The sequence below is a fragment of the Propionispora sp. 2/2-37 genome (genome assembly GCF_001298735.1).
GTDB lineage: Bacteria > Bacillota > Negativicutes > Propionisporales > Propionisporaceae > Propionispora.
In genome coordinates, this window is record NZ_CYSP01000014.1 from 25163 (window position 1) to 48223 (window position 23061).

Sequence of the window (23061 nt, forward strand, 5' to 3'; positions counted from 1 at the left end):
TGATTCTTGCAGTAAATGGGATTTTGTATGGCAAATGCAGGAGGAAGCATATATACTGTAATAGAGGAAAGAGAATCACAATTATGAAAAGGAGCATGTTATGCAATTAACTTTTTTAGGAGCTACCCGAATGGTTACCGGATCCTCTTATCTCCTGGAAATAGAACAAAAAAAGATTCTTATTGATTGTGGGATGTTTCAAGGCTCTAAGGCTATTCGGTCGCTTAATTCCCGTCCTTTTCCTTTTAATCCATCAGAGATTGAATGTGTCTTATTAACTCATGCACATATTGATCACAGTGGTTTGCTGCCCAAACTTTGTAAGGAAGGATTTAAAGGGAAAATTTTTGCTACCAAAGTTACCGCTGAACTGTGCAGCATCATGCTTCCGGATAGTGCCCATATTCAGGAATTTGATGCCGAAATTGCCAATCGCAAGGGAAAACGTGCCGGCAAAGACCCGATCATACCGTTATATACTACAGAAGATGCGTATGCTTGTTTGAAACAGTTTACCGAAGTTTTTTATGATTATGATATAAATGTTTTACCGCAGATCAGAGTGCGTTTTCGCGAAGCCGGCCATATTTTGGGATCATCTCTACTTGAGGTTTGGGTAACGGAGAGAGAGAAGACAGTCAAATTTGCATTTTCCGGCGATTTAGGCCAGCCGGATCAGCCCATTATTAAGGACCCTGTATATATTGAAGAAGCAGATTATATCATCATGGAATCCACATATGGCAATCGTCTCCATGAAAACTATGATAAAGAGGAAGCTTTGGCCAAAGTGGTTACCAGCACCTTTAACCGCGGTGGTAATGTTATTATCCCAGCTTTTGCGGTAGGACGTACCCAGACGATTCTTTATTATCTTCATAAGTTATTTAAAGCAAAAAGAATACCGGATATTCCGGTTATTATTGATAGTCCGCTCGCGATATCGGCTACGGATGTATTTGTAGAAAATGTACACGAGTATGATAGTGAAGCATACGATCTTTTTTTTAAAGAGCACGATGATCCGTTGCATATGCCGCAACTTTCATTTTCAAAAACGGCAGAAGAATCAAAAGCGCTGAATGAGCTGGATCAGCCGACGATTATTATTTCGGCGAGCGGGATGGCAGATGCGGGGCGGATATTGCATCATTTAAAACATAACTTATGGCGTCCGGAATCCAGTATTTTATTTGTGGGATATCAGGCGCAGGAAAGTTTAGGGCGACGTTTGATTGACGGAGCGAAGCGAGTAAAAATATTAGGCGAAGAAATTAGTGTCCGGGCGGAAATCCACAGTATGGATGGGTTTTCTGCGCATGCCGATCAAAGGCAGTTACTTGATTGGTTGCAACATTTCACCGAAAAACCGGCTAATGTCTTTTTGGTACACGGAGAAATTGATATGGCAGAGCCTTTTGCCAAACTTGTTCAAGATCAATTGGCAATGACTACTTTTATTCCCGGGTATGGCGATAGTGTAGTAATTGATGGCCGTTCATGGCGGATTAAGACTTCAACCATTGTAAGCATCAATCCGGCAATAAAACAATTACAAGAAAGCCTGGCGCAATTTGAGGCAGACTATACTGAATATCTCAGACGCTTAGAGCAGTTATCACTCACTGATGCAGGTAAAGCGCAGGATGTGATTAACAGACTGGCGAAAGTTGCTGCTTATTTCAAAAAAACGATGGCAGGTTTATAGCTGCAATGATATAAAAATTTAAAAAATATGTAAAAAAAACGGTTTACTATTGACAGTATGCGTACATTATAATATATTGAAGTGTATATTGTAACAAGAAAGGATGCATGTCTTATCCGGCATCCTTTCTTTATTTAGTATTTTGACGTATTTTATCAAATTTTGTATACTGCAGGTGGAAAGATTCAGGGGGTAATGAAATGAAACGGGAAGACTTACGTAATATTGCAATTATTGCACACGTCGATCATGGTAAAACGACATTGGTGGATGCCATGCTTAGACAAAGTGGTATTTTTCGTACCAATGAACAAGTCGTAGAAAGAGTTATGGATTCTAATGATTTGGAGCGTGAGCGCGGTATAACCATCTTAGCCAAAAATACAGCCGTTATGTATGAAGGGATAAAAATCAATATTGTCGATACACCCGGACATGCTGATTTTGGTGGTGAAGTAGAACGGGTATTAAATATGGTAGACGGTGTTTTGCTGCTGGTTGATGCCTTTGAAGGGCCTATGCCTCAGACTAAATATGTCTTGCGCAAGGCGTTGGAGCAAAAGTTGAAGCCTATTGTCGTAATTAATAAAATCGATCGGCCCGACGAGCGTGTAAAGGAAGTTGTTGATGAGGTACTGGAATTGTTCATGGAATTAGATGCTAACGATGAACAACTGGATTTTCCGGTTATTTATGCTGCGGCGCGGGATGGAATTGCCAAAACTTCCATGGAAGATGACAGTGATAATTTAGTTCCGCTTTTCAAACTGCTTATTGAATCTATTCCGGCTCCTTCAGGGGATATAGATGGTACGCTGCAAATTATGGTGACTACTCTGGACTCGGATGAATATGTGGGGCGAATTGCTATTGGCCGGGTGATCCGCGGCAGAGTATATAATGGACAAACAGTATCAATCCTCAATGGTGACACGATGACAAAAGGCAAGATTGGCCGTTTGTATACGTATGAAGGATTGAAGCGGACGGAAGTGAAAGAAGCGGCTTTAGGTGATATCGTGGCAATAACCGGTCTTGACAACGTAAATATCGGCGAGACCATTGCCGATGCGGAAAAACCGGAGGCACTACCGTCCATTAATATCGATGAACCAACGTTGTCCATGGTATTTTGCGTTAATAATAGTCCTTTTGCCGGCAAGGAGGGACAGTTTGTCACTTCCCGTCATCTAAGGGAACGTTTATTCAGGGAAGTGGAAACCAATGTAAGCCTTAGAGTAAAAGAGACAGATACGCCGGATGCTTTTGAAGTGTCTGGCCGTGGGGAACTCCATTTGTCTATATTGATTGAGACAATGCGGCGGGAAGGCTTTGAATTCCAGGTAGGCAAACCGGAGGTTATTTTTAAAACGATAAATGGGCAATACTGTGAGCCAATGGAGTTTTTGACTATTGATGTACCGCAAGAATATATGGGAGCCGTTATGGAAGCTCTGGGGACACGGAAAGCTGAACTAGTTAATATGCTTGAACTAGCAGGGTATTTACGTATGGAATTTGTTATTCCGGCTCGTGGGCTTATTGGTTTTCGTTCGGAGTTTTTAACCAGTACTAAGGGAAATGGCATTATGCACCATGTATTCAACGGCTATGCGCCTTATAAAGGAGATATACCCGGCAGAACCAGAGGGGCTTTAATAGCTTTTGAAAATGGTGAAACCACCACCTACGGCATTCACAGTATTCAAGATCGTGGCGTCATGTTTGTGGTGCCAGGGCAAGCGGTTTATCAGGGAATGATAATCGGGGAAAACTCCCGCGAAATGGATATGGACGTAAATCCGTGCAAAAAAAAGCATGTAACCAATATGCGTTCTAGCGCATCTGATGAAGCCTTGAGGTTGACATCCCCGAGAATTTTAAGCTTGGAACAGGCATTGGAGTATATTAATAAAGATGAATTGGTGGAAGTTACTCCGAAAAGCATCCGTTTAAGAAAAAGCATTTTGGATCGACATATTCGTGGCCGGGACCGGAAAAATTCTCAAAATTAATTTATTTTTTTATATATGCTGCAGGATTTTTTTTCCTTATGTCGAAAAATATATCAATAGATCTAATTTATAGCACTCCATGTTACAAGCATGCTGAGGAGGTTGAAAGAATGGCATATAGTTTGATTGAAAAACTGACAAACTTTTTGATGCCTGAAGAGGAATTTCAACAACCGAACAAAACAGTAAACGCAGCGGTCAGCAGAGCACAATTGACCGTCCATAGTCCATCAGAACTGAAGATGCTTGTAACAGCACCGCACAGTTATCAGGATGCATTATTGGCTGCAGATAAGTTGAAGGCAGATTATGCCGTTGTTGTGAATTTGCAGTCTGTTTCGCCGGAAATACAGCAGTCAATTAGTGATTTTCTGAATGGGATTTGTTATGTGACCGGTGGTGCCGTCGAGAGGATAGCCGATTCCATTTTGTTATATGTACCGTTGCAGGTTGATGTTTGTAAGGAATTGTATGCTTATTCAGTCCCTACGTATATAAAGTCAAGTGATAATAAAGTATCTTTATGAAATAACGCTTTTTTCGGTAATCGAAAAGAGCGTTTCATAAAATGGACAGGTAAAAGTATCATAGTGAAGGGAACGACGAGCTATTCTTTTTAGAATACCTCATCGTTCCCTTCATTTATTATTTCGGTATACCCTGGAGTTGTCTTGCATAAAGTGGTAATAACTGACTATAATGTCTGGAAAAGGGGAGGAGAGTAAGTGCGAAATACAAGAAAAAATAAGTTTGGGACATTATTCTGTCTAGCGGTGTTAGTGGTATTGTCAGCCATGTTCTCATTGGCTCTGCCGGGATTATTGCTGTCCGATGCCGGCAAGATATTTTCCGGGTTGTGGGGTACGCTGGTTGCCATTATGATTGCTGCCCATGTTAGGACTTTGTGGAATTCACGGCAAAAACGGTATTACCTGTATCCGTCCTTGCTTAATCCGGCCGGTGGTCGTCAAAACAAGAACATTCGTTTATCGCGGCTTATGCGTGGTTAGAAGAGATAGTACATCTTCCAGGTTGTTAAGTAGATGATCAATATCTGTCTGTGTAATAACAAGTGGCGGTTGCAAAGCTAAGACATTGCGGTCAGGGCCATTTTTCCCGACTAAAAAGCCCCTGTTTTTTAGTTGTTCCTGGATTGTATCCATTTCCTGGGCAGCAGGTGATTTGTCGGCGTGTACCAATTCAGCGCCAAGCATTAAGCCTAAACCGCGAACATCGCCAATAACGGGATGTTTTTTCTGGAGAGTTAATAATCCGTCCTTTAAATAAGTGCCTAAGTACGCGGCTTTCGCCGGCAAATCATTGCGTAGGATAAAGTCTAATGTGGCTAAAGCTGCGGTGGATGTCACCGGATTTCCTCCAAGAGTAGAGGCGCCGGGACGGGTATATGTATCGGCAATTGGACTGGTGGTAATAAAAGCGCCTACCGGTGTACCATTGGCAAGAGCTTTGGCTACAGTCATAATATCAGGATTGGTTTCATAATGCTCAATTGCAAACATTTTGCCGGTACGCCCAAAGCCTGTTTGTACTTCATCAACGATCAGTAAAATGCCGTATTGGTTTAAAATTTCCTTAAGTCTTTTAAAATAGCCGGGAGGTGGGGTAATAATGCCGCCATTGCCTTGGATGGGTTCCACAAACATGGCTGCGACTTGGCCGGAGGTTGTTGTTTTTATCACTGTTTCCAGTTCATTGGCACAGGCCAAATCACATTCCGGGTATTGTTTTTGAAAGGGACAGCGATAACAATAAGCATTAGGTGCGAAGGCTATACCGCCGACCGGTGACGAATCTGTTCGCCACATACCAAGTCCTGTTAGACTCATGCCGAGTTTAGTTCGCCCGTGAAGACCCTGGCGTAAACTAATAAATTCATGTTTTCCGGTATAGATGGATGCTAGAAGTGCAGCTCCTTCGTTGGCTTCGCTGCCACTGGCGCAAAAAAAAGACTTTTGTAGCTGTCCTGGTGTAATTTGGGCTAATCTTTCCGCCAGGTTTACAATATTCTCTGTCAGATAAATGGTGCAAGTGTGTTGGAGTGTTGTTACCTGTTTGCAGATGGCCTTCGTAATGTCCGGATTGCAATGGCCACAATTAACAACAGACACACCGGCAAAACAGTCTAAATATTGTTTGCCCTGATCGTCATATAGGTATTGCATCTCACCGCGGACTATCTGCATAGGTTCCTTATAAAAGTGGTATACGCAGGGAATAAGATAATCCCGTTTTTTTCTCAAGACTTCACTTACGCCAATATATTTACTCAATAGTATCACTCCCGAATATAGTATGATCCGGCGGTTTTATGGCCCTGATGTTTGTTTATGTTTAACGTGATTGACGGTAACGGAAAGCACCGATCCCAAGTTCACGTGGACTATGGGATATAAGTTCTTTCAAAATGGCAGAATTAAAAATGTAATTTTCTTTTTGCTCTTTTAAACGAATAAGTTCTTGACGGTATATACGGGTAATAAAACCGATTTGTTCCGGCGAATAATGTTGGCCTTCCAGTCGCCAACTGGCCAGATGGGCCAAGCCGGATAAATAAGGAAGCAGGCATAAATCCTTACCAAAGAGAATATGACTGCGGTTGTATTGATCTTTACAAATCAGGTGACGTTCACCGGCACTGTCTAAGAGAGAATATTCCTGCTTCCAAAAGTTAATTCGTTGTGCTTCGGGCAATGATAACGAAAGGTCATGATCCGTGATCATAGCTTCCAGGCTGCCGTGAACAATCAGTTCACAATCAAGAGAGTGGGAGGCGGCTAGTTTGCTGACTTCGGTATAAGTCGCTTCCGTAGAAATAGCTGCCTGACATACCCCTTGTTTCTTCAGAAACTGTAATGTAATATGATTAAATGGATTAAAGGACGCATCTGTATAGAGCGGTAATTGGGTAAGGCTGCCAGCCAGAGAAAGTGAGCCCGGATTGCTGGTCATTATGCCGTCGGGCCGCAATTCGTTTAAACTGGTAAACAACTGTATCAGTTCCTGACATTCTCGCTCGGTGGTAACCCGCGGGGTAGTTACCACAATCTTGGCATTATACCGTCGGGCAATGGAAAGGCCTTCTTTTATTTCTTGCAGTGTCCAGGGTTTTGCCGGATAGAAAGCTTCCCCACCAATATAAATAACATCGGCACCTGCCTGACAAACTTCATGCAAGGAAGGTAAATCGGCGACACGCACACTCAGCTTTGGTAGAGCGGTATTCTGTTGATAGCTATTAGCTATCTGCAGATTTTCAGGTATTCCGGCTTCCTTAACCGCCTGACTAAAAAAGCGGGGTTCCCGTTTACCGGTATAGCCAACGGCAGAACTTCCAGGGTTGCCGAAGGCATAACAAGTAGAAAAATCTCGGACGCGGCTATTATAGAGTTCCTGCCAGTCTTGTTCGTCAATAAAATAGCCGGTAGGGTCATTTATATAGCGATCAATGGCACGCCGATAAATACTTACGATTTTAGTTATAAAATCTGCAGTACGCATCCGTCCCTCAATTTTGAAGGAACATACGCCAGACTGAATTAAGTCCGGAAGGTTTCTGTACATACACATATCCTTTAGCGCCAGTTTGTAAGGACCGGGTTCGTTATGGGCTATGGGAGCATCCTGACCTGCGCCGATAAATTGATACGGCCAGCGACAAGGTTTCAGGCAGCGTCCGCGATTGGAACTTTGTCCAAAGACTATACCTGAGTGAGTGCATTGACCACTATGGGCTACACACATGTCACCATGTACAAAGTATTCAATTTCAATTCCGGTCCGCTCCTTTAACAAGGTCAATTGCGTTAGTGCCATTTCACGATTAGCAACAACCCGGCTAATACCATATTTCTGCAGTAAACGAACAGCATGCTCGTTATGGGTATTCATCATAACGGAAGCATGGAGCGGAAGAGTCAAACGTAGTTCCCTGGCCAGTTCCAGTATCGCCAAATCTTGCACGATGAGTGCATCAGGCTGAATCTCATTTAAAAATTGAAGATAGGAACGCATTCCGATCAATTCGTTATCATTAATTAGATTGTTGACAGTAATGTATAAGCGTACGTTGTGGTCGTGGGCATATTGCACGGCCTTTTTTAACATTTCGTCATCAAAATTGGCATCGGTACGGTGCAACCGCATATTAAACCGTTTACCGCCAAGATATACGGCATCGGCTCCGGCTGCAACGGCTGCTTCCAGCACATCCCAGGTTCCGGCAGGAGCAAGTAATTCAACATAGTTTGGTATCATTTATATTACCTCCAGGTAACTATTCGTAAATTTCTTTTGCTTTTTTTAGTAGACAAGCCGGAATTTCTATGCCCATATTTTCAGCTGCAAAGGCGTTTAGCAGAATTTCCGGCTGAGTGACACTTTCAACCGGAATCATTCCGGCAGGTTTTCCCGCTAAAATATCTTTTGCAATGGTTGAACAAGCCAGGCCTAATTGATAATGGTCGGCGACCAGAGCTGCCAGCGCACCGGCAGATACATTAGGCGGATGCGAGGCAATAATGGGTAAGCTTATGGCATCGGTATAATAGACAATACTGGCAAAGTTTTCTTCAACTATACGGCCGATGGGCAGAAATAAAGCGTCCAGATCCGGTGGCAGTATTTCTGGCAATTTGGATAAAGCTTCCGGACGTTCAATTGGTAAAAGCTCCAAGTGAAAAATACTAGTAGCGGCTTTTCTAAAATTAGATACCTCCAATAAAGCGTTATTATCGGAATTATGATATAATACTCCGATTTTTTTTGCCCGTGGCAGCAGCTTTTTTACGAAACTTATTTTTTGATCGGCCTTTACCATGCCAGCTACTCCCGTTGCTTTTCCTCCCGGTTTCTCCCAGGTTGCTACCAATCCGGCACCTACCGGATCAAAGACCGGGGTAAAGATCACAGGGATATTTCCGGGTAATTCTATAGCTGCAGCAGCGGCCGGGGTAGAACAGGCAAAAAATAGGTCAAGTTTTACTTTACACAGTTTTTCTGCCAACTGTTTAAGGTGGGCTGTATTTCCATCCGCATTTTGGTAATAAAATTTAGCAGATATATTAAGCTTTTCCAACCCGGCTTTAAAGCCGCGTACGGTATCATCAAGATTTTGTGTCAGCTGTAATATGCCAATCTGAAACAATTATAACACCTCTTTTGTGCAATTTAACTAAATAAAAATTCCATATGAAGCAGGAGAATACCTGCAAAATAGATCAAATTTTGCAGAGAGCTTATCAACGAGGGAATTGTTAGTGTATAGGGATTGTTTTTAGCGCAAGGTAAGGATAATATTTAGCAGGATTTTATAATTGCTTTATTGAATGTGTCATAGTAAATATAATCATAAATTGGCTTGATAAAGCGGTAAAAGGTGATATTATATGGATTTTGTCCATTTGCATACGCATACGGAATATAGTTTGCTGGATGGTGCCAGCCGGATTAGTGATCTTATGAAACGCACCAGGGAACTTGGCATGCAGTCCATTGCCATTACCGACCACGGTAGTATGTACGGGGTCATTGATTTTTATAAGCAAGCAGGTAAGCACGGCATTAAACCCATAATTGGCTGTGAAGTATACACTGCACCGCGGTCCCGATGGGAAAAAACGGCCGTTGAGGGGGAATCTTACTACCATCTTATTTTGCTTGCCGAGAATAACGAAGGGTATCGTAATTTATTGGAATTGGTGTCCAGGGCTTATACAGAGGGATTCTACTATAAGCCTCGTATTGATAAAGAATTGTTAATACAATATAACAGAGGGCTAATTTGTTTAAGTGCCTGTATTGCCGGTGAAATACCCTCACTTATTTTGAGAGGGGAACTTTCAAAGGCTACTGAGTTGGCTCAAGAATATCGCGATATTTTCGGCAGGGACAACTTCTTTTTGGAACTACAGGATCACGGGTTGCCGGAACAAAAGCAGGTAAATAAACATCTTCTGGAAATGTCAAAACAATTGGATATTGGTATAGTGGCAACCAATGATCTGCATTATGTTAATAAAGAGGACGCGGAGTGCCATGACGTATTGCTCTGTATTCAAATGGGAAAAACGGTTGATGATGTCGGACGCATGCGTTTTCCTAATCAGGAATTTTATTTAAAAAGTCCGGAAGAGATGAACGGCTTGTTTGCTGACTGGCCGGAAGCCTTGTTGAATACCTGCAAAATTGCGGAGCGGTGTCAAGTCGATTTTGATTTTAATACCTTTCATCTCCCTGAATTTCCCGTACCTGATCAATTGAGTGCCGATGAATATTTGCATTCATTATGTAAACAGGAACTGCCTAAACGTTATACAACCATTTCACAAGAAATTACCAAACGGCTGGCGTATGAACTGGATGTTATCAAACGAATGGGTTATTCCAGCTATTTCTTAATTGTCTGGGATTTTATTAACTATGCCCGGCAAAATCATATACCGGTAGGCCCCGGCCGTGGCTCTGCGGCTGGCAGTATTGTGGCGTATCTCCTAAGGATCACGAACATAGATCCTTTACAGTATGATTTGCTGTTTGAAAGATTCCTAAATCCGGAACGGGTAACCATGCCGGATATTGATATTGATTTTTGTTATGTACAGAGAAGCAAGATTATTGATTATGTATCTTCACGCTATGGTGCGGACCGTGTGGCACAGATTATCACCTTTGGTACCATGGCGGCTAAAGCTGCCATTCGTGATGTTGGCCGGGCGCTGAACATGTCCTATGGCGAAGTTGACCGAATTGCCAAACTGGTGCCGAATGAATTGGGAGTTACTTTGAAGAAAGCTCTAACCATGAGCATGGAGCTCCGTGATGCTTACCAGAGTGAGCCGTCCGTACGCAAACTGGTTGATCTAGCCATGGCCGTAGAGGGATTACCCCGTCATGCCTCTACTCATGCGGCAGGTCTGGTTATTGCGAAGGAGCCGCTAACACATTACGTGCCGCTGCAAAACTCGGCAGAAGGTTTTCTTACCACACAATATGATAAAGATTGTGTGGAGGAAATCGGGCTTCTTAAGATGGATCTACTGGGACTTAGGACATTGACCGTAATCGGGGATTGTCTTCAACTGTTGAGGGACAACAGGAAGATTGACATCGACATTGACAATATCCCTTTAGCGGATAAGGTTACCTGTGAGATGCTGGCTAACGGTGATACTGTCGGTGTTTTCCAGATGGAATCTGGGGGTATGACCAATCTGGTGAAGGATTTAAAACCGGAAAGTTTTGATGACTTAATACCATTGGTAGCTTTATATCGTCCGGGACCGCTGGGGAGTGGTATGGTAGCCGATTTTATTGACGGGAGACATGAAAAGAAGAAAGTGACCTATCTGCACCCCCTGTTAAAGCCGATTCTGCAGGATACCTTTGGTGTTATATTATACCAGGAGCAGGTTATGCGTATTGCTTCAGAACTGGCCGGCTTTACACTGGGGCAAGCTGATTTGCTGCGGCGAGCGATGGGGAAAAAGAAACATGAAGTTCTGGCCGCGCAACGTGACAATTTCCTGCGAGGGGCGGAACGACGTGGCATTGAGCAAAAGCTAGCCATGGAGATTTTTGATTTGATGGCACATTTTGCTGATTATGGATTTAATAAATCGCACAGTGCGGCGTATGCATTGGTGGCTTATCAGACTGCCTATCTGAAAGCCCATTATCCTTGTGAATTCATGGCTGCTCTTTTATCCAGCGTAATGGGGACCAATGAAAAGGTCGGTTTTTATATTGAAGAATGCCGCCGTAGAGGGATAAAAATCTGTCCTCCGGATATTAATGCCAGTCAGGCCAGTTTTAATGTTGAGGGAGACTCAATACGGTTCGGTTTGGCCGGTGTGAAAAATGTTGGTGAAAATGCTATCAATAACATTCTGACAGCAAGACAGCAGGGGGGGCATTTTACTTCCATTGTTGATTTTTGCACCCGGGTGGATATGCGGGTTGTGAATAAACGTGTAATTGAAAGTCTTGTCAAGTGCGGCGCATTTGATTCCATCAAGGCTAAAAGGGCACAATTGCTGGAGGTCCTGGACCGTGCCGTGGAAGTTGCCGCCGGCCGCCAACGGGATCTGGCCAGCGGACAGATGGGCTTGTTTGGGGAAGAGACTTTACAGGATGTCGATGATCTAATACTGCCTGATATAGCGGAACTGCCCATTGATCGATTACTAGCCTATGAAAAGGAAATGACCGGCTTTTATGTTACCGGACATCCGCTGGATAAATATCGTGATAAAATGAAGACTCTGGTACCGATCGGTAAAATTAGTGATTATCCGGAAGGTAAGAAAATAAAAATTGCCGGGTTAATTACAACTGCCAAAAGGATCAATACAAAAAGCGGCGAGATGATGTGCTTTTTTACTCTTGAAGATTTTACGGAACAGATCGAAGTCGTTGTATTTCCCCGGCTTTTCCAAAAGTCCGGAGCCATGTTGGCTGTGGATATGCCGGTGGCGGTAACAGGAAAAATTAATCGTAATGAGGACAGCAACAAGATTATTGCCGATGATCTCATGGTTCTTGACCAGTTTGGCCCGGAAGTGAGAATCACAATCCGTAAAGATCAGGAGAATGCTCATATATTTTCTCAACTGAAGGCTGTTTTTAATGAGTTTCATGGATCGGCCGTCGTTTTTTTACATTTGGTGGATAGCGCGAGAGTTATCAAAACCGAACAGCAGTATTGGATTACTCCGTCAACGGCAGCTATCCAGGCAATTGAGAGTATTTTAGGCGATAATGGCGTAAGCATCACGTAACAGTTTATGATATTAAACAGACGAGGAATTAATAGAATGAACATTGTTGTATGTATCAAGCAGGTACCCGGAGATAATGGGGTAAAGATAGATACGCTAACGCATTTGCTTCTTCGGCAAAGCGTTCCGGGAATCATTAATCCATATGACAGGCACGCTCTGGAACTGGCCTTGCGGGTAAAGGAACAGACAGGAGGAAGTGTAACCGTCCTATCGATGGGACCGCTTACGGCTAAAGAGGCATTAAAGGAATGTTTGGAACTTGGCGCTGATACGGCAGTCTTATTAAGTGACCCAGCGTTTCGAGGGTCTGATACGCTGGCGACCAGTTATGTTCTGGCTGCAGGAATTAACAGGATAGGCGGTATTGAGCTTATTTTCTGCGGTCAGCAGGCTACGGATGGCAACACGGCACAAGTAGGGCCGGAATTAGCGGAACACCTTGGTTATGCGCAAATTACCGCCGTGACCGATGTGAATTTTCAGGAACGGACTCTTCAGGCGATATGTGAAACTGATGCCGGTTATACGAATGTTGAAGCTGGCTTACCGGTTGTAGTGACTGTGGGTCGATCCGTATATACGCCCCGCTGTCCTACTGTTAAAAGTGTGTTATTTGCCAGAAATAAACCTATTACTGTATGGCAGGCGGGGGATTTAGCGATTGATTGCCGCCAAGTCGGGCTACAGGGATCGCCAACACAGGTAGAGCGAATTTCTTACTGCAGGCAACAAAGAAAGGGTTGTGAATTTATATTCAACGAGGAAGCTTCGTTGACAGCCAAATTGCTGCTTAAAAAGTTAAAACACTCTGGAATTATATAAACATTGCAGTATCCGATATAATGGTTTATAGGATAACTTGGTATAGGAGCCAGTACTTTTATGAAAGAAAAGAAGCAGGACAGCGGGTTATGGGTATTTATTGAACAAATAAATGGGAAGGCTAACCCTGTTGGCTGTGAATTACTAGGGCAGGCTCGTAAACTTGCTATGATCATGCGGCAGCAAATTTGCGCCGTAGTTTTAGGACAGGATGTAAAGCATTTGGCAGCCGGGTTGATTGCCAGTGGAGCCGATATCGTTTATCTTATTGAAGGGAGAGAATATCAATGCTATTCCACAGATGCTTATTCAACAGCGCTGGCATTTCTGTTAATTAATAAAAAGCCATCGGTTGTTCTTTTTGGGTCCACTTATATAGGGCGGGACTTGGCACCGCGGTTAGCCTGCCGTTTGAAGACAGGACTGATAGCCGATTGTACTGACTTTACTTTTGATCCGGTTCGTCAAATTGTGGTGTGGCGCCGGCCTGCTTTTGAGGGAAATGTGGTTGCAGATATTGTCTGTCCTGTCCGACGTCCGCAAATGGCAACGGTTCGTCCGCATATATTTCCATTGCCTAAACAGGATTTCTCCCGTCAGGGCGGCATTATACAGCTGAAAGGACAGCCCCAATTTGGTCATTTCCGCACTAAAATCAACCAGGTGATACCACAGGAAAATAACGATTCCTGTAGCCTGGAAGATGCGGCGATTATTGTTGCAGGCGGAAGAGGGATGGGCAATCGTGCGAACTTTTACCTGCTTGAACGGCTGGCAGCCGCTTTAGGCGGCGTCGTAGGAGCTTCCCGTGGCGTTGTCGAAATTGGCTGGAGAAAAGCGCAAGAACAGATTGGATTATCAGGGAGGATTGTAAAGCCTAGATTGTATTTCGCCTGCGGAATTTCCGGCGCGTTTCATCACCTTGCCGGAATTACTTCCGCAGAAATAATTGTTGCTATTAATACCGATCCGGACGCACCAATTTTCAACATTGCCGATTACGGCATTGTCGGCGACATTGAAGTGATTATTCCGGCAATTCTTGCTGAAATAGAGGCAAATACAGCCGACCGTAGATAATATTTCCGAAAAACCTTGAATTTAGCAGGAATACTATCTAATATGGAGAAGAACATCATATGTCAGTTCATTAAAATTAAATCATGCTATTCTAGGAGGAGCACTATGTGGATAGCCATCTATATCGCGGCTAATCGCGCTCAGGCCGACATGTTGAAAAAATTACTATGCAACGAGGGAATCCTTGCTAATACTCGCCCGACTGGTGTTGCTTCCACGCTGGGTGATGGAATGTATGAAATATTGGTTTTAGAATCGGAGGCAGAAGAAGCTCAGGCAATTCTATGCCAGCGTGCAGTACGTTAATGATTGACAAATTAAGAATATTCATTAAAGAATATTAAATGTAGGAGAGTGTTTACATGCTGAAAAAAACAAAAATCATTTGCACCATAGGACCAAGCACAGAGCAGTCCGGTGTATTGGAAAAGATGATTGAAGCTGGTATGAATATAGCCCGGTTCAATTTTTCTCACGGTACTCACGCAGATCAAGGTGAGCGCATTAATTTTGTAAGAGAAACGGCGGCAAGGATGGGAAGAACGATTGCGCTGCTACTGGATACTAAAGGACCTGAAATGCGTTTGGGAATGTTTGCTGAGGGAAAAGTAAAGCTGGTTGAAGGACAGAAATTTATTCTGACCAGTCAAAACGTTTCCGGAACGACAGAGCGTGCGACTGTCAGTCATAGTTTATTACCGCAAGAAGTGGCTCCGGGAAATCAAATTTTGCTGGCAGACGGATTGGTCTCACTTAAAGTGGAAGAAGTACGGGGCACTGAAATTATTACCACCGTGCAAAATACGGGGGAAATCGGTGACCGTAAAAGAGTGGCAGCTCCGGGAGTGAGCCTTAATCTGCCGTTTATTTCCGACAAGGATATTGCGGATATACATTTTGGTATTGAACAGGATATGGATTTTATTGCTGCTTCCTTTGTACAGCGGGCAGCCGATATATTGGCCATTCGGAGAGTCCTGGAAGAAGCTAATGCCGATATGGGCATTATTGCTAAAATCGAAAATGCCGAGGGCGTAAAGAATATTGATGAAATTTTAAAGGTCGCTGACGGAATCATGGTGGCCCGTGGTGATCTGGGTGTTGAAATACCGGCTGAAGAAGTGCCTCTGGTACAAAAGCGTACGATTGAAAAGTGTAATAAAGCCGGCAAACCGGTTATTACCGCCACGCAGATGTTGGAATCCATGATTAGCAACCCACGTCCTACCAGGGCTGAGTCAAGTGATATTGCTAATGCTATTATGGACGGCAGCGATTGCATCATGTTAAGCGGTGAAACCGCATCAGGGAAATATCCAGTAGAGGCAGTAGAAACCATGGCCCGAATTGCAATGCGTACGGAGTCGGCTTTAAATTATTCGTCTATTTTAATGGCCAAAGGTATTATTCCTCAGCGTACTACGACTGATGCCATCAGTCACGCTACCGTGCAAATAGCACATGAGCTCGGAGCGTCGGCCATTATCACTTCCACTCAGTATGGAAATACGGCGAGAATGGTATCCAAATACCGTCCACCAGCTAACATTGTTGCCGTTACTCCCAGTGAAAAAACCATGCGCCGGATTATGTTGTTATGGGGAGTTGTCCCGGTATTAGGTATTACTTCTGAAAATAGTGATGAAATGGTTCAAAATTCGGTGCAATATGCTTTAGCTGCCGGAGCGGTTAAGGATGGTGATCTGGTTGTTCTGACGGCAGGAGTCCCGGCTGGTTTGACGGGCACTACGAATATGATCAGAGTTCATGTTGTGGGTAATATTTTGATGCGCGGAGTGGGAATTGGTCAACAAGCCGTGACTGGCCGGATTTGTGTGGCCCATTCTATACGGGATGTACAAAGCAAGCTGCAACCGGGGGATATTTTGGTAGTTAGTAGCATTGATGAGGAGACAGCTTCACATGCGTCGAAGGCAGCTGCCATTGTGGCGGAGGAAGGTGGCCTGACGTCGCATGCGGCTATCGTAGGTGTTAGCTTTGGCATGCCGGTAATTGTCGGCGTTGACGGTGCGACTGAGCGATTAAGCGATGGCTCTATTGTTACAGTGGATGCGGCACGAGGTCTAGTCTTCCAGGGGGAAATTAATGCCCGCTAATTTAGCCATATTGGCAATAGTTGTGTCGTTCAAAACAATCAGCTCCAGACAAAAGTAGTCCGGAGCTGATTGTTTATGACCTATAAAAATTTGGGGGCGGTTATATTGTCCTTATGGGCAGCAGTATGTCTTGGCGGTGCGCTGGGGATTATTCTTTTTTTCTTTATATTCCGCCGCTTTAGGGGATTGGAGCGGCAGATAGAATTTCTGACTGTCAAAGTTACCGGACGGGGTAACCGGCGGAGGCAAAAGCCGGATGAAGAGTTGCTAAACCGAATATACGGTTTTGTACTAGCCGGAATTACTAAGAGAAACGATGCTATTATCTACAAGGCAACTGAACTACTTAAAACCGCGTTTGGCGAGGCTCTAGTGCGTGATAACGAACCTGTACGACTAATGGGGCTTATTGCCAGAGCTATACATTTCCGTCAATATCAAGCTGCTGTTGTTATATTGGATGCTTTTCGTCCCTTAATTTTGCATTTACCTGCTCAATGCCTTCCTGTTGCCACGGAACAGTTAACATTGATTGCTGCCATGGCTTTTCGTATAAAACAAAATTTTCTCCTGTCCAAAGTAACGGAACTTGTATTTTTTCTTTTTGAGAACAAAATACGGTTACAATCCACTGCAACCTTTGCGGTTGAAGTGTTAAAACCATTAAAATTAGTAGGTTTACTGGCTTTGCGCCGCAAAGATGTCGATCTGTTTAGAGAAATATGCATCTGCTGGAAGAATGGAAAAGCTATCGGATACCATGGTGATGTTGCGAAAGCCTCTTTACAGATATGGACAGTATGGCTGCATCGCATAGTAAAAATGGATAGACCGGACATGTTTAATTTATTGATAGAAGTTGTTTGGCTGCAGCTTACGGAAGACAGATTGTCAAATGAAGATGTAGAATACCTGCTGGCGGATTGGCATAAGCATGCGGGATCGGCTTCTTTAAATCCACGGAGCGAAATTGCGGCTCATATCCTGGATTTTATGTGTAGCATAGCTGAATACAAAAAAGAAACGGTCCTTTGGGAACAGGCAATACGGTATGTAGGAGCAGTTATTAAATTAGCGATAGCCCGCAGGGAATTTGAAGCAGTTTTCCCCGTATTTTATCCTTTATTAGAGAGAGGACGGCAATTGTTTGTCTTGGAATTGAAATTTGGCCAATACTCTGACGGATTTCGTCAGAGAATACTGTTCACTATCCTGCAAGAATGCACTATGTTAATTTCCTACGCTATGCGCCAGGATTTTACTGTCACTTCCGGAGACATTATTAAGCAATTAGGAGTATGCTGGGTTCAACATCCGCAGGCTGGAGGGCATAAAAAATCAATCAAGAAATTCTGTCAATTCTTTTTGCTATTTTGGATGAATAAATACCGTAAACAAGCTAGAAAAGAAGAACCTTTTAACAAGTTTTTATTAGAACCCATGTTACTTTCTGAAGAAGAAAAAAACCTTTTTACTTTTTTGAAAGCATAAAACGAGCTTGGCCATATTCCAAGCTCGTTTTATGCTTTTTATATTAGTACCAGGCCAATCAGGCTGATACCGATTTGGTCGTTTTTGGTGTACTTCCTGTTAAAAAAAGCCCGAATTTAGGAAGTTTGGTGCTGACTTTCACTGTAACTAGACTAACTGTTAGACTGATTCCTAAGGTCAGTAAATAAAAAACAATTGTATTAGCTGCAGTCATCAGCAACCCACGATGCGAAAGAAGATAAGATAGAACATACATGACAAATGGATGCACCAGATAAATAAAATAGGAATGCTTTCCTAAGATTTTGAGAGTGGAGGTAATACAAGCAGGAAGTTTTCCGCTACTGAAAACCATAAACCAAAATAGGGCGGAAGAAAAGGTGTATAAAATACCAATGGGACTAAGCTGATGGTCGGTAAATACAGCTTCTTGAGGAGAATAACCTTTATAAAACAACAGGTAATAATAGTAGAACAGAATTCCAAAGGTAGTTATGAGAAAAGATAAACTAATATACCCGCTGTAATGCTTTAGTACCTGCTTAAACAAATCAAAGTGCAATGCGCATAGAGCGCCAAGTAAGAAGATAAATAGATAGTGGGCAATCCAATAATTCATCCGGTAATCAATAAAAGAATTAAGGTAGGCGTTTGATAAATCCGGATGCAATAAATAACTGGAATAATAGTTAAATATAATTTGGAGGAGTAAGAGAGAGAGGATACTGGCAACAGGTCGTTGTAACATGTGGCGCAGCATGATACGCCATAAAGGCATAAGGGCATAAAACCACAACAAAAGTACTAAAAAATATAGCTGATAAGAAGCCAGGCCAAAAAACAAATATTTCCCCAATAGAGGTAATGACCAAACTGCGAAATTATGACTGATGATAGATGAGTGGAGTAAGTATAATAGCGACCAGATGACATAGGGAATAAAAACAGCTTGTATGCGCCGCTTCATAAACGCAATGTAATGTAAAGGGGCTGACAGATCTTTTTGCTGCAGAAAAAGCCCAAAGGCGGAAACGAAAAAAAAGATAGGTACACTAAAGCGGGTAAGAATTTCTAATAAGGCAAATAGGTGAATATTTACATGCTGATTGCTTAGGGAATAGGCACCGGTATGGATCCCGATAACTCCGAGCATAGCAAGGCCGCGGATATACTCTAGAGCGGGAATATATTGTTTTTTCATAACAAGAACTCCTTTTAAAAATGACAACAAAAAATAATATATAATATGAATATACTATAAAAGTTTATCAGATTTTAAAAAAAAATCAAAGGGGCGATTATCCCATTGTCAAGGGTTAGAACGGGCAAAAAATCAATATATTTTAATATTGCGAATTTTTATTGTGCTATTGTCAAGGGATAACAGATGTGATATAGTCTAAGTAAGTTAAAATTGGGTGCAGAGATTAAGCAAAGTAGCTTATAAACTTAACGTTTATAAGCTACTTTGTGCTTTTGCAAAAAGATTTTTATAAGATCAACAGATGTATTATACAGCATACAGCAAGCAAAGAGGCTTGTGGGACTATAAGTTTCACAAGCCTCTTTGCTTTTCTGGATAAAGTGAAGGGGGTGAGGTCAAATACGAGAGCAGGGAGCAGAACAAAAGGAAAACCTTCATAAGTATTAGCGGTACTTATGAAGGCCAGGAACAACTAGATTACCAGGTGTGTGGTTTATTTAGCATTCCCAATTTTAATTATATCGCAAGGTAGTTTTGTTTTCAAGTATTGAAAAAACGATTGAATATTGGAGGTAAAGATATATGAGACAGGTGGCAATTTATGGTAAGGGCGGTATTGGTAAATCTACGACTACACAAAATACAGTGGCAGCTTTGGCAGAGGCCGGTAAGAAAGTTATGGTTGTGGGCTGTGACCCCAAGGCAGATTCAACCCGGTTGTTACTTAACGGTTTGTGCCAAAAAACAGTTTTGGATACATTGCGTGATGAAGGCGATGATATTGAACTGGAAGATATCTTAAAACCTGGTTTTAAAGGTACAATGTGTGTTGAGTCAGGTGGACCGGAACCAGGCGTTGGTTGTGCCGGCCGCGGTATCATTACCTCGATTAACCTGTTGGAATCACTTGGAGCGTATACTTCCGATCTGGATTATGTGTTCTATGATGTTTTAGGTGACGTTGTGTGCGGCGGTTTTGCGATGCCTATCCGTGAAGGTAAAGCACAAGAGATTTATATCGTTGCTTCCGGTGAATTGATGGCGTTGTATGCGGCAAATAACATTTCTAAGGGCATTCAAAAATATGCTGCTACCGGCGGGGTGCGATTGGGAGGTATTATCTGTAACAGCCGTAAGGTTGACCGCGAACTGGACTTGCTGGAAAACTTCGCTACAGAACTGGGGTCGCAGTTGATTCATTTCGTACCGCGCGATAATGTTGTGCAACGTGCGGAAATTAATAAAAAGACAGTTATTGATTATGATCCTAAAGAAGATCAGGCCGATGAATATAGAAAACTAGCCATGGCGATTAATCAAAATAAAATGTTTGTTGTTCCTAAACCGATGACGCAAGATCGCCTGGAAGAGTTGATGATGTCCTACGGTATCCTAGGTTAATAAAAAAATAGCTTAAGAGTAGAGGAGAAGATAACCTATGTTGTTAGTTAGAGCTATTGTAAGACCGGAAAAAAAGGACGAAGTATTATATGAACTCTCAACTGCCGGATTTCATGCCGCTACTGTGTTTGATGTAGTCGGCCGTGGTAAACAAAAAGGGATTAAAGTCGGCGGTATCGTTTATGATGAAATTCCCAAAGTGATGATTATGACTGCTGTCCGTGATGAAGATAAGGACGATGTTGTTAGTGTTATCTTGCGTACGGCTAAAACCGGTGAAAATGGAACGTTCGGCGACGGGAAGATTTTCATATCTCCGATTGAAGAAGCTTATACCGTATCTACTGGCGCTAAAGGGTTATAGGAGGGTATTGATTATGAAAGAGATCATAGCCATTGTACGGATGAATAAGACCAGTGCAACAAAAAAAGCGCTGATTGAAGCGGGTGCGGCAGGGTTTACGGCAACAAAAGTTGTCGGCCGTGGGAAAATGGTTAAAGATACTTCGGCTATAGAAGACCGGAAAAAAGAATTGTTAGGGATAACTAGTGAAGAAGATAAAGCGAGCGCCGAAATGTTGATTGACAGCTTTTTAAACGGGGCCAGACTTTTTCCAAGACGCATGTTTAACATCATGGCCCATGATGATGATGTGCAAAAAATTATTGATGCGATTATGGCAGCAAATAGAACTGATTATAATGTTGGCGACGGAAAAATATTTGTATTGCCTTTAAACGACATAGTTCGTGTACGTACCAGTGAAACTGGCGATGCGGCAATTTAAGACAGTGAAGGAGGGAGAAGTGTATGGCTGTTACTGAAAAAGAGTTAGAAGTATTATTTGCAAAAATGCCAAGCAAGGTACAAAAGAACCGGCGTAAACATATTCTTATCAAAAATGGTGAGGTGGAGAATCCGGAGATTGAGGCGAATACCCGGACAATCCCGGGGATCATTACCAATCGTGGCTGTGCTTATGCCGGGTGTAAGGGCGTGGTATTAGGTCCGATTAAAGATATGGTTCATATTACCCACGGGCCGATTGGTTGCGCTTATTACACCTGGGGAACCCGCCGCAATAAGGCTAAAACGGGAGAGCATGTTAAAAATTTCGTCAACTATTCTTTTTCAACCGATATGCAGGAAAAAGATATCGTATTTGGTGGTGAAAAAAAACTGGCGGCCATGATTGATGAGGTGGTTGAGATATTGAAACCAAACGCCATTACGATATCGGCGACTTGCCCGGTTGGTTTGATCGGTGACGATATTAATGCGGTAGCCAGAGAAGCACAAAAACGCCACGGCATTCAAGTACTGGCTTTCAGTTGCGAAGGCTATAAAGGGGTTAGTCAGTCGGCAGGACATCATATTGCCAATAATAGTTTTGTTGAATCGGTTATCGGACAAGGTGATATGGAAGAGCCGCCATCAAAATTCTCTATTAATTTATTAGGTGAATACAATATCGGTGGTGACGGCTGGGAAGTTGAACGAATACTGAAAGAGATTGGTTATAATGTTATATCTGTAATGACCGGCGATGGTTCTTGGGAAAAGATGCGTAATGCTCATGTGGCAGAATTAAATTTGGTACAATGCCATAGATCGATAAACTATATTGCAGAAAAAATTGAGACAAAATATGGCATTCCATGGTTGAAGGTCAATTTTATTGGTATTGAAGCAACTATTAAGAGTTTACGCGATATGGCACTATATTTTGATGATCCTGAACTTACGAGAAAAACGGAAGAAGTAATTGCCCGCGAAGTAGCCAGAGTACAACCGGTAATTGATCAATATGCAAAAATTTGTCAAAATAAAACTGCTTTCTGCTTTGTTGGAGGTTCGCGTGGGCATCATTTCCAGGGATTGTTCCGTGAACTGGGGATCGAAACGATTTTGGCTGGTTATGAGTTCGCTCATCGCGACGATTATGAAGGCCGTGCAGTAATTCCAAGCATTAAGCCGGATGCAGACAGTAAGAATATTCCGGATCTTCATGTGGAACCCGATTTGAAGCGTTTTCACTTGCGAATGTCACCGGAAAAGCTGGAAGAGTTGAAGAAAAAGATCCCAATTAATGATTACCCAGGTATGAACATTGATATGAAAGAAGGCCATATTATTGTTGATGACCTGAATCATTTTGAAACTGATGAGTTTATTAAACTTTTGAAGCCAGACATTTTTTCTTCAGGCATTAAGGATAAATATGTGGTACAGAAAATGGGAATTCCGGCTAAACAGCTCCATTCCTATGATTACAGTGGTCCGTATGCCGGGTTTAATGGTGCAGTCAATTTTGCCCGTGATGTAAGTATGGGCTTTGCTTCTCCGACCTGGAATTTTATCACTCCCCCTTGGCAAAACACTCCGGTATTGACTGGTGAAATGAATGAAGGAGGCGACAAATAA

Annotated in this window: 18 protein-coding genes; 14 read left to right on the plus strand and 4 right to left on the minus strand. The window is 42.7% G+C overall.

Going from position 1 to position 23061, the window contains the following annotated elements:
- The first annotated feature begins 100 nt into the window (after window positions 1–100).
- The 4 genes from P22_RS14840 to P22_RS14855 all read left to right on the plus strand — a co-directional run bounded on the left by P22_RS14840 (window position 101) and on the right by P22_RS14855 (window position 4733).
- On the plus strand, window positions 101–1708 hold the full coding sequence (locus P22_RS14840) for an MBL fold metallo-hydrolase RNA specificity domain-containing protein (protein WP_054261023.1): 1608 nt from the start codon (window positions 101–103) through the stop codon (window positions 1706–1708).
- 200 nt (window positions 1709–1908) lie between these two features.
- Window positions 1909–3723 carry a translational GTPase TypA gene (gene typA, locus P22_RS14845; RefSeq protein ID WP_054261024.1) on the plus strand — a complete coding sequence of 605 codons (1815 nt, stop codon included), beginning with the start codon at window positions 1909–1911 and terminating at the stop codon, window positions 3721–3723.
- A gap of 110 nt (window positions 3724–3833) precedes the next feature.
- Window positions 3834–4250 carry a cell division protein SepF gene (locus P22_RS14850; RefSeq protein WP_054261025.1) on the plus strand — a complete coding sequence of 139 codons (417 nt, stop codon included), beginning with the start codon at window positions 3834–3836 and terminating at the stop codon, window positions 4248–4250.
- Between the two features lie 198 nt (window positions 4251–4448).
- Entirely contained in the window at window positions 4449–4733 is a 285-nt protein-coding gene (locus tag P22_RS14855) for a hypothetical protein (protein WP_054261026.1), read from the plus strand.
- On the opposite strand, the gene P22_RS14860 is transcribed toward P22_RS14855, so the two are convergent.
- The 3 genes from P22_RS14860 to P22_RS14870 all read right to left on the minus strand — a co-directional run bounded on the left by P22_RS14860 (window position 4710) and on the right by P22_RS14870 (window position 8887).
- Entirely contained in the window at window positions 4710–6014 is a 1305-nt protein-coding gene (locus P22_RS14860) for an aspartate aminotransferase family protein (protein ID WP_054261027.1), read from the minus strand. The two genes, P22_RS14855 and P22_RS14860, sit on opposite strands and share 24 nt — an antisense overlap.
- 61 nt (window positions 6015–6075) lie before the next feature.
- Window positions 6076–7998, minus strand: coding sequence for a peptidase U32 family protein (locus P22_RS14865; RefSeq protein WP_054261028.1), 1923 nt, complete (start codon window positions 7996–7998; stop codon window positions 6076–6078).
- A 19-nt stretch (window positions 7999–8017) separates the two neighbouring features.
- On the minus strand, window positions 8018–8887 hold the full coding sequence (locus P22_RS14870; RefSeq protein WP_054261029.1) for an ABC transporter substrate-binding protein: 870 nt from the start codon (window positions 8885–8887) through the stop codon (window positions 8018–8020).
- A 241-nt stretch (window positions 8888–9128) separates the two neighbouring features.
- On the opposite strand from P22_RS14870, the gene P22_RS14875 reads away from it, so the two are divergent.
- The 6 genes from P22_RS14875 (at window position 9129) to P22_RS14900 (ending at window position 18031) form a co-directional block, all read left to right on the plus strand.
- On the plus strand, window positions 9129–12518 hold the full coding sequence (locus P22_RS14875) for a DNA polymerase III subunit alpha (protein WP_054261030.1): 3390 nt from the start codon (window positions 9129–9131) through the stop codon (window positions 12516–12518).
- 36 nt (window positions 12519–12554) lie between these two features.
- Entirely contained in the window at window positions 12555–13343 is a 789-nt protein-coding gene (locus tag P22_RS14880) for an electron transfer flavoprotein subunit beta/FixA family protein (protein WP_054261031.1), read from the plus strand.
- 60 nt (window positions 13344–13403) lie between these two features.
- Window positions 13404–14423 carry an electron transfer flavoprotein subunit alpha/FixB family protein gene (locus tag P22_RS14885; RefSeq protein ID WP_054261032.1) on the plus strand — a complete coding sequence of 340 codons (1020 nt, stop codon included), beginning with the start codon at window positions 13404–13406 and terminating at the stop codon, window positions 14421–14423.
- A gap of 105 nt (window positions 14424–14528) precedes the next feature.
- Window positions 14529–14729, plus strand: coding sequence for a putative signal transducing protein (locus P22_RS14890; RefSeq protein ID WP_054261033.1), 201 nt, complete (start codon window positions 14529–14531; stop codon window positions 14727–14729).
- Window positions 14730–14785: 56 nt separating this feature from the next.
- Window positions 14786–16540 carry a pyruvate kinase gene (gene pyk / locus P22_RS14895; protein WP_054261034.1) on the plus strand — a complete coding sequence of 585 codons (1755 nt, stop codon included), beginning with the start codon at window positions 14786–14788 and terminating at the stop codon, window positions 16538–16540.
- A 75-nt stretch (window positions 16541–16615) separates the two neighbouring features.
- Window positions 16616–18031 carry a hypothetical protein gene (locus tag P22_RS14900; protein ID WP_054261035.1) on the plus strand — a complete coding sequence of 472 codons (1416 nt, stop codon included), beginning with the start codon at window positions 16616–16618 and terminating at the stop codon, window positions 18029–18031.
- A gap of 58 nt (window positions 18032–18089) precedes the next feature.
- Here the strand turns inward: P22_RS14900 and P22_RS14905 are convergent, their stop codons facing one another.
- Complete coding sequence (locus P22_RS14905; RefSeq protein WP_054261036.1) at window positions 18090–19232, minus strand: acyltransferase; 1143 nt, start codon at window positions 19230–19232, stop codon at window positions 18090–18092.
- A 585-nt stretch (window positions 19233–19817) separates the two neighbouring features.
- On the opposite strand from P22_RS14905, the gene nifH reads away from it, so the two are divergent.
- Genes nifH through nifD form a run of 4 tightly spaced genes read left to right on the plus strand, consistent with a single transcriptional unit; the run spans window position 19818 to window position 23061 of the window.
- A complete protein-coding gene (gene nifH / locus P22_RS14910) occupies window positions 19818–20636 on the plus strand; it encodes a nitrogenase iron protein (protein WP_054261037.1) in 819 nt (272 codons plus the stop codon).
- A 37-nt stretch (window positions 20637–20673) separates the two neighbouring features.
- Entirely contained in the window at window positions 20674–21000 is a 327-nt protein-coding gene (locus P22_RS14915; protein WP_054261038.1) for a P-II family nitrogen regulator, read from the plus strand.
- A 13-nt stretch (window positions 21001–21013) separates the two neighbouring features.
- Window positions 21014–21424, plus strand: a complete 411-nt coding sequence (locus tag P22_RS14920; protein ID WP_054261039.1) for a P-II family nitrogen regulator — start codon at window positions 21014–21016, stop codon at window positions 21422–21424.
- A gap of 23 nt (window positions 21425–21447) precedes the next feature.
- Window positions 21448–23061, plus strand: a complete 1614-nt coding sequence (nifD, locus tag P22_RS14925; protein WP_054261040.1) for a nitrogenase molybdenum-iron protein alpha chain — start codon at window positions 21448–21450, stop codon at window positions 23059–23061.

Excerpts from the sequence above, each read along its gene's own strand:
- nifH (WP_054261037.1), top strand. The coding sequence starts at position 19,818 with ATGAGACAGGTGGCAATTTATGGTAAGGGCGGTATTGGTAAATCTACG.
- P22_RS14900 (WP_054261035.1), top strand. The coding sequence starts at position 16,616 with ATGACCTATAAAAATTTGGGGGCGGTTATATTGTCCTTATGGGCAGCA.
- P22_RS14920 (WP_054261039.1), top strand. The coding sequence starts at position 21,014 with ATGAAAGAGATCATAGCCATTGTACGGATGAATAAGACCAGTGCAACA.
- P22_RS14915 (WP_054261038.1), top strand. The coding sequence starts at position 20,674 with ATGTTGTTAGTTAGAGCTATTGTAAGACCGGAAAAAAAGGACGAAGTA.
- pyk (WP_054261034.1), top strand. The coding sequence starts at position 14,786 with ATGCTGAAAAAAACAAAAATCATTTGCACCATAGGACCAAGCACAGAG.
- P22_RS14885 (WP_054261032.1), top strand. The coding sequence starts at position 13,404 with ATGAAAGAAAAGAAGCAGGACAGCGGGTTATGGGTATTTATTGAACAA.
- P22_RS14890 (WP_054261033.1), top strand. The coding sequence starts at position 14,529 with ATGTGGATAGCCATCTATATCGCGGCTAATCGCGCTCAGGCCGACATG.
- P22_RS14905 (WP_054261036.1), bottom strand. The coding sequence starts at position 19,232 with ATGAAAAAACAATATATTCCCGCTCTAGAGTATATCCGCGGCCTTGCT.
- nifD (WP_054261040.1), top strand. The coding sequence starts at position 21,448 with ATGGCTGTTACTGAAAAAGAGTTAGAAGTATTATTTGCAAAAATGCCA.
- P22_RS14875 (WP_054261030.1), top strand. The coding sequence starts at position 9,129 with ATGGATTTTGTCCATTTGCATACGCATACGGAATATAGTTTGCTGGAT.
- P22_RS14840 (WP_054261023.1), top strand. The coding sequence starts at position 101 with ATGCAATTAACTTTTTTAGGAGCTACCCGAATGGTTACCGGATCCTCT.
- P22_RS14850 (WP_054261025.1), top strand. The coding sequence starts at position 3,834 with ATGGCATATAGTTTGATTGAAAAACTGACAAACTTTTTGATGCCTGAA.
- P22_RS14880 (WP_054261031.1), top strand. The coding sequence starts at position 12,555 with ATGAACATTGTTGTATGTATCAAGCAGGTACCCGGAGATAATGGGGTA.
- P22_RS14865 (WP_054261028.1), bottom strand. The coding sequence starts at position 7,998 with ATGATACCAAACTATGTTGAATTACTTGCTCCTGCCGGAACCTGGGAT.
- typA (WP_054261024.1), top strand. The coding sequence starts at position 1,909 with ATGAAACGGGAAGACTTACGTAATATTGCAATTATTGCACACGTCGAT.